The organism is Streptomyces venezuelae (genome assembly GCF_008642275.1).
Classification (GTDB): Bacteria; Actinomycetota; Actinomycetes; order Streptomycetales; family Streptomycetaceae; genus Streptomyces; species Streptomyces venezuelae_E.
In genome coordinates this window covers 1,145,892-1,156,334 of sequence record NZ_CP029189.1, presented here as the reverse complement: position 1 = coordinate 1,156,334, position 10,443 = coordinate 1,145,892, and the positions used below count along the sequence as shown (strand labels likewise).

The 10,443-nt window shown below is 76.1% G+C and carries 1 protein-coding gene; it reads left to right on the top strand.

What is annotated here, in order from left to right; translation table 11 throughout:
• The first annotated feature begins 60 nt into the window (after positions 1–60).
• Positions 61–10,434: a type I polyketide synthase gene (locus DEJ51_RS04645; protein WP_150256424.1), complete on the top strand. Its 10,374-nt coding sequence runs from the start codon at positions 61–63 to the stop codon at positions 10,432–10,434.
• Positions 10,435–10,443 lie beyond the last annotated feature (9 nt).

Here is a 10,443-nt window from a genome sequence, read left to right as displayed (position 1 = left end):
TCTTGATGCCCGATCAGATGACATCAAATAAGCCGCATTTCTCCAGGAGGTGACGTTCCAGTGGCCAGCGCGAACGAAGAAAAGCTTCTCGAAAACCTGAAGTGGATGACCACGGAGCTGCGGCGGACCCGCCGCCGTCTCCAGGAGGTCGAGCAGGACGCCCACGAACCCCTCGCGATCGTCGCGATGAGCTGCCGCTTCCCCGGCGGCGTCCGGTCTCCCGAGGACCTGTGGCGGCTGGTCGAAGGTGGCGGTGACGCCATCACCGGCTTCCCCGAGGACCGCGGTTGGGACATCGGCTCCCTCGCCGACCCCGACCCCGACCGCACGGGCACCTTCTACAACACGGGCGGCGGATTCCTCGCCGACGCCACCGCGTTCGACCCGGGATTCTTCGGCATATCGCCGCGCGAGGCCCTCGCGATGGACCCGCAGCAGCGCCAGATCCTCGAAACCTCCTGGGAGGTCTTCGAGCGCGCCGGGATCGACCCCGCGTCCGTGCGCGGCAGCCGTACCGGCGTCTACATCGGCGCCGGAGCCATGGGGTACGGGGCCGATCTGCGGGAGGTCCCCGAAGGACTCGAAGGACTGCTGCTGACCGGTGGCGCCACCAGCGTGCTGTCCGGCCGCGTCTCCTACGTCCTCGGTCTGGAGGGCCCGGCCGCCACCATCGACACGGCCTGCTCCTCCTCCCTGGTCGCCCTGCACCTCGCCGCGCAGTCCCTGAGGCAGCGAGAGTGCTCGCTCGCCCTGGTCGGCGGCGTCTGCGTGATGCCCACCCCGGACGTCTTCGTCGAGTTCAGCCGCCAGCGCGGCCTCGCCGCCGACGGCCGCTGCAAGTCCTTCGCCGCCGCGGCCGACGGCACCGGCTGGTCCGAGGGCGTCGGCGTCCTCCTCGTGGAACGGCTCTCCGACGCCCGCCGCAACGGCCACCCGGTGCTCGCGGTGGTCCGGGGCTCGGCCGTCAACCAGGACGGTGCGAGCAACGGCCTCACCGCCCCCAACGGGCCCTCCCAGCAGCGCGTCATCCGCCAGGCCCTCGAATCCGCCCGCCTCTCGGCCGCCGAGATCGACGTCGTGGAGGCCCACGGAACCGGCACCCGCCTCGGCGACCCCATCGAGGCCCAGGCGCTGCTCGCCACGTACGGGCAGGAGCGCCCGGAGGGCCGGCCGCTGCGCCTGGGATCGCTGAAGTCCAACCTCGGCCACACCCAGGCCGCCGCAGGCGTCGCCGGCATCATCAAGATGGTCATGGCGATGCGCCACGGCGTCCTGCCCAGGACCCTGCACGTCGACGAGCCCACCCCCGACGTCGACTGGTCCGCCGGAGCCGTCTCGCTGCTCACCGAGGCCATGGCCTGGCCCGAGACCGGGGCCCCGCGCCGCGCGGCCGTCTCCGCCTTCGGCGTCAGCGGCACCAACGCCCACACGATCATCGAGCAGGCGCCGCCGCAGGAGGTCCCCGAAGGCGAGGACGCCACCCCGGCCCCCGTCCCGGTCCGGCCCGCCCTGCTGCCCTGGACCCTGTCCGGCCGAAGCGCCGCCGCCCTCCGCGCCCAGGCCGCACGGCTGATCGCCGCCCGGAGCGGGGCGGCCGCCGGAGCCTCGGCCCTGGACCTCGGCCACTCCCTCGCCACCACGCGCGCCGCCCTGGAGCACAGGGCTGTCGTCCTCGGCCGTACCGACGCCGACCTCGACGGCGCCCTCGCGGCGCTGGCCGCGGGGGAGGACGCCGCGGGTCTGGTCACGGACACCGTGGCCGAGGGCCGCACGGCGTTCCTGTTCACGGGCCAGGGCAGCCAGCGGCTCGGGATGGGGCGTGAGCTGTACGACGCCTTCCCGGTGTTCGCGGCGGCGCTGGACGCGGTGTGCGAGCGGGTGAAGCTCGAACTCCCGCTGAAGGACGTGCTGTTCGGGGAAGATGCGGCCGTCCTGGACCGTACGGAGTACGCCCAGGCGGCGTTGTTCGCGGTCGAGGTGGCGTTGTTCCGGTTGCTGGAGTCGTGGGGTGTGACGCCGGACTTCGTGTCCGGTCACTCCGCCGGTGAGGTCGCGGCCGCGCATGTGGCGGGCGTGTTCTCGCTGGAGGACGCCTGCACCCTGGTGGCGGCTCGGGGCCGTTTGATGCAGGCGCTGCCGTCGGGCGGTGTGATGATCGCGGTGCAGGCTTCGGAGGACGAGGTCCTGCCGCTGCTGACCGACCGTGTCGGCATCGCGGCCGTCAACGGGCCGCAGTCGGTGGTCGTTTCCGGTGATGAGGACGCTGCGCGGGCCGTGGTGGCGTCGTTCGGTGATCGCAAGTCCAAGCGGTTGGCGGTCAGCAATGCCTTCCATTCGCCGCATGTGGACGGCATGCTCGACGCCTTCCGCGAGGTGGCCGAGTCGCTGACGTACGCGGCTCCCCGCATTCCGGTGGTGTCCAACCTGACCGGTGCGCGCGTCACCGACGAGATGGGCTCGGCGGAATTCTGGGTCCGCCACGTCCGTGATGCCGTCCGCTTCGCCGACGGTGTCCGGGCCCTGGAGGCCGCGGGCGTGACGACGTACCTCGAACTCGGCCCGGACGGCGTCCTGTCGGCCCTCGCCCAGGACTGCGTCACCACCGACGGCGCCGCTTTCGTCCCCGCCCTGCGCGACGGACGCCCCGAGCCCGAGACGGCCCTCGCCGCCCTCGCCCGGGCCCACGCCCGCGGCGCAGCCGTCGACTGGAGCGCGTACTACGCCGGCACCGGCGCCCGCCGCGTCGACCTGCCCACCTACGCCTTCCAGCACGAGCGTTACTGGCTGGAGCCCGGCACCGCCGCGGCCGGAGACCTCGCCGTCGCCGGACTCGACCCAGCGGGCCACCCGCTGCTCGGCGCCGCCGTCACCCTCGCCGGGTCCGGCCGCGTCCTGTGCACCGGCCGGCTCTCGGTGCGCACCCAGCCCTGGCTGGCCGAGCACACCCTGTCCGGTGCGGCCGTCCTGGCCGGTGCCGCCTTCGTGGAGCTCGCCGTCCGGGCGGGCGACCAGGCCGGCTGCGGGCACATCGAGGAGCTGACCCTCGACACCCCGCTCGCGCTGCCCGCCGACGGTGGCGTACGGATCCAGGTGCTCGTGGAGGAGCCGGACGCGGGGGGCCGCCGCGCCTTCACCGTGTCCGCCCGTCCCGACGGCGCTCCCGCCGAGGACGGTACGTGGACCGGCCACGCCCGCGGTGTCCTGCGCCCCGGCGCCCCCGCCCCGCAGGAAGCCCCCGCCGACCTGGCCCAGTGGCCGCCCGCCGGGGCCGAGGCCGTCGACCTCGGCCGCCTCTACGCCGAGGCCGAGGCCGAGGCCGACGAGCCCGGCCGGGCCCCCGGTCCGCAGCGCGGCCCCCTCTTCCGGGCCGTGGAGGCCGCCTGGCACCGCGACGGCGCCTACTACGCCCAGGTGCGCCTCCCCGAGGGCGCCCCGCAGGGGGACGCCTTCGGCCTGCACCCGGTGCTGCTGGACGCTGCCGCGCACGCCACGGCCCTCCTGACCGACCCGGACGCAGCTGCCGCTGCCGCGGGCACCGCCCCCGGCAGCGTCTGGTCCGACGTGGCCCTGCACGCCGTCGGCGCCGGAGCCCTGCGCGTCCGGATCCGGCCCGCCGCCGACGGCACCGTAGCCCTGGACCTCGCCGACGACTTCGGCGACCCCGTCGCCACCGTCGGCCGACTGGCGTCCCGCCCGTTCACCGCCGGGGACCACGCCGTCGCGGGGCCGGAGCGGCGGCCGGCCGTGGTGCGCGACGCGCTGTTCCAGCTCGACTGGGTGCCGCTCCCGGAGCAGGCGGACACCACCGCCGGAGCGACCGCGCCCGTCGGGGACTGGGCCGTGCTCGGCGACACCGGGTACGGAACGGCCACCCGCCACGCCGATCTGGCGGCCCTGGCCGCGGCGGCCGACGCCGGATCGCCCGTCCCCGCGTACGTCCTGGCCCCCTTCCCGCGGCAGGCGGCCGGAACCACCCCGCAGACCCTGACCGGGGCCACGCACCGGGCCCTCGGCCTGGTGCACGCCTGGCTCGCCGACGAGCGGTTCGCCGCCTCCCGCCTGGTCGTCCTGACCACCGGCGCCGTCGCCGGGCCCGCCGAGGACGCCGCCGACCTGCCGCACGCCGCCGTCCGCGGCCTGCTGCGCAGCGCCGAGACCGAGAACCCCGGCCGGTTCGTCCTGGCCGACGTCGACGACCTGTCCGGCTCCGACGCGGCCGTCCTCGCGAGCGCCCTCGCCTCCGGGGAGCCCGAGCTGCTGCTGCGCGACGGCACCGTCCACGTGGCCAGGCTGCGCCGGACCCGCGCGGACCGCCCGGCCACCGCCGCCACCACCATCGACCCGCAGGGCACCGCGCTGATCACCGGCGGCTCCGGCACCCTCGCGGGCATCGTCGCCCGCCACCTCGTCACCGCCCACGGCGTCCGCCACCTGCTGCTCCTCGGCCGCCGGGGCGCCGAAGCGCCCGGCGCCGCCGAACGCACCGCGGAACTGCGCGCGCTGGGCGCCGAGGTCACCTGGGCCGCCTGCGACGCCGCCGACCGCGACGCCCTGGCCGCCGCCCTCGCGACGGTCCCCGCCGAGCACCCCCTGACCACCGTGGTCCACACGGCGGGCGTCCTCGACGACGGGGTCCTCGCCTCCCTCACCCCCGACCGCCTCGACACGGTGCTGCGGCCGAAGGCCCTCGCCGCACTCCACCTGCACGAGCTGACCCGCGACCTGCCGGTCACCGCCTTCGTCCTGTACTCCGCCATCGCCGGTGTCCTCGGCAGCGCGGGCCAGGCCAACTACGCCAGCGCCAACGCCCTCCTGGACGCCCTGGCCCAGCACCGTCACCACCAGGGCCTGCCCGCCACCTCCCTCGCCTGGGGCCTGTGGGCCGACACCAGCGCCATGACCGCGGGCCTCGACGAGACCCAGCTGCGCCGCATGGAACAGCTCGGCATGGGCGCCCTCACCGCCGCCGACGGCATGGCCCTCCTCGACGCCGCGCTCGCCTCCGGCCGCCCCGCGCTCGTCCCCGCCCGCCTCGACCCGGCCGCGCTGCGCGACGCCGCGGCACCCGGACCGGTCGCCCCCGTCTTCCGGGAGCTCCTCGGACCGGCGGGCCGCCGAACCGCCGGCACCCGTACCGACGGGGGCACCCCGCTCGCCGAGCGCCTCGCCGTACTCACCCGTGCCGAACAGGACCGGGCCCTGCTCGACCTGGTCCAGGCCCAGGTCGCCGCCGTACTGGGGCACGCCTCGGCCGAACAGGTCGAGCCCGCCAAGGCGTTCAAGGACCTCGGCTTCGACTCGCTGACCGCCGTCGACCTGCGCAACCGCCTCGGCGCGGCCACCGGGCTGCGCCTGGCCACCACGCTCGTCTTCGACCACCCCACACCCACGGCACTCGCCCGGCACCTCCACGGCGAACTCCTCGGCGCCGCACCCGTCACCCCGGCGCCCGCCGGGGCCGCCACCGCCACCGGTGACGACGAGCCCATCGCCATCGTCGCCATGAGCTGCCGCTACCCCGGCGGCGTCCGCAGCCCCGAGGAACTGTGGACGCTCGTCGAAACCGGCGGCGACGCCATCGCCGGACTCCCCGGCAACCGCGGCTGGGACGCCGCCGAGCTGTCCGCGGCGGCGGACGGCCACGGCCGGGACTTCGCGGGCGGGTTCGTCCACGAAGCCGACTCCTTCGACGCCGACTTCTTCGGGATCTCCCCGCGCGAGGCCCTCGCCATGGACCCCCAGCAGCGCCTGCTGCTGGAGGCCAGCTGGGAAGCCGTCGAGCGGGCGGGCATCGACCCGACGTCCCTGCGCGGCAGCGCCGCCGGCGTCTTCGTCGGCGCCTCCTACACCGGCTACGACGCCCTGCTGGAGCGGTCCGCCGACGCGGACGGCGTCCTCGGCCACGTGATGACCGGCAACGCCGGCAGCGTCATGTCCGGCCGGGTCTCCTACACGCTGGGCCTGGAAGGGCCCGCCGTCACCGTCGACACCGCCTGCTCGTCCTCGCTGGTCGCCCTGCACTGGGCCGTCCAGGCCCTGCGGCGCGGCGAATGCACCCTCGCGCTGGCGGGCGGCGTCACCGTGATGTCCACCCCCGGCACCTTCAGCGAGTTCAGCCACCAGGGCGGCCTCGCCCCCGACGGCCGCTGCAAGGCCTTCGCGGCCGCGGCGGACGGTACGGGCTGGGGCGAGGGCGTCGGCATGCTCCTCGTCGAGAAGCTCTCCGACGCCCGCCGCAACGGGCACCCCGTCCTCGCCGTGGTCCGCGGCTCCGCGGTCAACCAGGACGGCGCCTCGAACGGCCTGACCGCCCCCAACGGCCCCGCACAGCAGCGGGTGATCCGGGCCGCGCTCGCGAACGCCGGTCTGTCGGCCGGCGACGTGGACGCGGTCGAGGCGCACGGTACGGGCACCCGGCTCGGTGACCCGATCGAGGCGCAGGCCCTGCTGGCGACCTACGGCCGGGACCGCGAGGAGGGCCGCCCGCTGCTGCTGGGCTCGGTCAAGTCCAACATCGGTCACACGCAGGCCGCGGCCGGTGTCGCGGGCGTCATCAAGTTGGTCATGGCGATGCGGCACGGAGTGCTCCCGCAGACCCTCCACGTCGACGAGCCCACCCCGCACGTCGACTGGACGGCGGGCGACGTCCGCCTCCTGACCGAGGCCACGGCCTGGCCCGCCGGCGACCGGCCGCGCCGCGCCGCGGTGTCCTCCTTCGGCATCAGCGGTACCAACGCCCACACCATCATCGAACAGGCCCCCGACACCACGGACCGGCCGCAGCCCAGGGCGGCCGCCACCGGCCCCGTGCCCTGCGTCCTGTCCGCCCGGACCCCGCAGTCGCTGCGCGACCAGGCCGCCCGGCTGCTGCCCGCGGCTGCCGCCGCGGTCGCCGAGGACGGCTCCGGCCTCGTGGACCTGGCCCGCTCCCTGGCCACCGGCCGGGCGGCCCTGGAACACCGCGCGGCGTTCACCGCCACCGACCGCGCAGGTCTGCTCCGCTCCATCGAAGCCCTCGCCGCCGGAGAGGACGCGCCGGGGCTCGTCCGCGGCACGGCCTCCAGCCGCGGGCTCGCGTTCCTGTTCACGGGCCAGGGCAGTCAGCGGCTCGGGATGGGGCGTGAGCTGTACGACGCCTTCCCGGTGTTCGCGGCGGCGCTTGACGCCGTCTGTGCCCGGATGGATCTCGAACTGCCGTTGAAGGACGTTCTGTTCGGCGACGATGCGGCCGTACTGGATCGTACGGAGTACGCGCAGCCCGCGCTGTTCGCGGTGGAGGTGGCGCTGTTCCGGCTGGTGGAGAGCTGGGGCCTGTCGCCGGACTTCCTCGCCGGTCACTCGATCGGTGAGATCGCGGCTGCGCATGTGGCGGGTGTGTTCTCGCTGGAGGACGCGTGCTCGCTGGTTTCCGCGCGGGGCCGGTTGATGCAGGCACTGCCGTCGGGCGGTGTGATGATCGCGGTCCAGGCGTCGGAGGACGAGGTCCTGCCGCTCCTGACCGACCGCGTGGGCATCGCTGCGGTCAACGGGCCGACCTCGGTCGTGATCGCGGGCGACGAGGATGCCGCGCTGGCCGTCGTGGCGGCGTTCGTCGGCCGCAAGACCAAGCGGCTCACCGTCAGCCATGCATTCCACTCCCCGCTCATGGACGGGATGCTGGCCGACTTCCGCAAGGTGGTGGAGGAGCTGACCTTCGCCGCCCCCCGGATCCCGATCGTCTCCAACCTCACCGGCGCGCCGGTCACCGACGAGATGGGCTCGGCCGACTTCTGGGTCCGGCACGTCCGCGAAGCCGTGCGTTTCGCCGACGGCATCCGCGCCCTGGAGGCCGCGGGGGTCACCACGTACCTCGAACTCGGCCCCGACGGCGTCCTGTCCGCCCTCGGCCAGGACTGCACCACCGACACCAGCGCGGCCTTCCTGCCCGCCCTGCGCGCCGCGCGGCCCGCCGCCGAGACCCTGGCGACGGCCCTCGCCCAGGCCTTCACCCGCGGGGTCCCGCTCGACTGGCAGGCGTACTGCGCGGCCTCCGTCACCGGCGCCGCCCAGTGGCTCGACCTGCCCACCTACGCCTTCCGGTCCGTACGCCACTGGCCCGAGCCCGCTGCCCGGGGCGGCGGCGCCCCGGCCCGGGAAACCCCCGCCGACGCCCGGTTCTGGGAAGCCGTCGAACGCGGTGACCTGAGCGCCCTCGCCGGGGAGTTCGAGACCGGCGCGGACCGGCCGCTCAGCGAGGTCCTGCCCGCTCTGTCCGCCTGGCGGCGCGAGCAGCAGGCGCAGGAGCAGGCCGACGCCCTCCTCTACCGCGTCGTCTGGCAGCCCCTGCCCCGCACGGGCCAGGGCGCAGGCACCACCCAGGCCGGGACCTGGCTGGTGCCCGTCCCCGCCGCCCAAGCGGACGACCCCTGGGTGCGGGCACTCACCGACCGGCTCACCGCCGACGGAGCCCGCCTGCTGACCCTGCCCCTCGACACGGCGGACACCGACCCGGCGGTCCTGCGGGCCCGCCTGGCCGAGCGGCTCGGGCACGGCGACGCGACCGCCGCCGCACCGGTCCGCGGTGTCCTGTCACTCCTCGCGCTGGACGAGCGGCCCCACCCCGAGCACCCCGCGGTGCCCGTCGGTCTCGCCCTCACCGCCGCCCTCGCCGAGGCGCTCACCGGCCCGGAGGCCGATCGGACCGGCTGCGGCGACGCGCCCCTGTGGTGCGTCACCCGCGACGCCGTCGCCGCCGCCCCCGGGGACCCGCTCGACGGCGCCGCCCAGTCCCAGGTCTGGGGCCTGGGCCGGGTCGTCGCCCTGGAGCACCCCGACCGCTGGGGCGGACTGGTCGACCTGCCCGGCACCTGCGACGAGCGCACCCTGGCCGGCCTGGCCGCCGCCCTCACCGGCAGCGGCGACGAGGACCAGCTCGCGCTCCGGCCCGCCGGTGCCCTCGTACGGCGCCTCGTCCACGCCCCCGCGACCGGGTCCGGCGGCCCCGCCCCCCGGTGGACCCCGCGCGGCACCGTCCTCATCACCGGCGGCACCGGCGCCCTCGGCCGCCACGTCGCCCGGCGCCTGGCCGAGCGGGGCGCGCAGCACCTCGTGCTCGTCAGCCGCAGCGGCGCCGACGCCCCCGGCACCGACCGGGTCCGTACGGAACTCGAAGCACTCGGCGCCGCCGTGACCCTCGCCGCCTGCGACGTCACCGACCGGGACGCCCTGGCCGCCCTCGTCGCGGGCCTGGCGGCCGACGGCACACCCGTCCGCGCCGTCGTGCACGCCGCGGGCGTCTCCCAGCCGCCCGGCACCGGCACCGACCTGCCCGGCTTCGCCAGGGTCGTCACCGCCAAGACCGCCGGGGCCGTCCACTTGGACGCCCTGTTCGACACGCCGGACTCCCTCGACGCGTTCGTCCTGTTCTCCTCCATCGCCGGAGTCTGGGGCGGCGGCGGACAGGGCGCCTACGCGGCTGCCAACACCTTCCTCGACGCGCTCGCCGAGCGCCGCGCGGCCCGCGGGCTCGCGGCCACCGCGGTCGCCTGGGGACCGTGGGCCGACGGCGGCATGGCCACCGAGGGCGACGCCGAGGAACAGCTCGGCCGACGCGGGCTGCCGCCCGTCGCCCCGGAGACCAACCTGCTCGCCCTCGAACGCGCCCTCACGGGCCGCGACGCCGCCGTGACCGCGGCCCGCGTCGACTGGACCCGCTTCGCGCCGGTCTTCGCCGCCGCCCGGCCCCGCCCGCTCATCGGCGACCTGCCCGAGGTCCGCGCGGCCCTGCTCGCCCAGGACCCCGCCGCCGGCGCCGCCGGAGCCGTGGCCGCAGATCCGTCCCAGGCCGTCCTGGGGCGGCTGGCCGGACTCTCCGGCGACGACCGGGACACGGCCCTGCTGGACCTCGTACGCGAGCACGCCGCGGCCGCGCTCGGACACCCCTCCGCGGACGCCGTCGCCGCCGACCGGGCCTTCAAGGACCTGGGCTTCGACTCGCTGACCGCCGTCGACCTGCGCAACCGCCTCGGCGCCGCCTGCGGCCTGCGACTGCCGTCCAGCCTGGTGTTCGACTACCCCAACCCGCAGGCCCTCACCCGGCACCTGCTGCGCACCCTCTTCCCCGCGGGCGGCGCGGGCGGCGCCGGAGCCGGGGCGTCCGGCGCGGACCTCGACACCGACCCGCAGGACGTGGAACTGCGGCGGACCCTGGCCACGATCCCCCTCGGCCGGATCCGCGAGGCCGGGCTCCTCGACACGCTCCTGCGCCTCGCCGGACCCGGCACCCCGGCCGGAGACTCCGGCCACGGAGCCGGCGACGGGGAAGCGGCGGGCGACTCCCTCGAATCCATCGACGAGATGGACCTCCAAGACCTCCTCGACCTCGCGCTGGACGGCGGAGCCGGTCCTGACGACGACACCCCGACCGACAACACCACCAGCACCAGCAACTCCTGACGTGCCCGA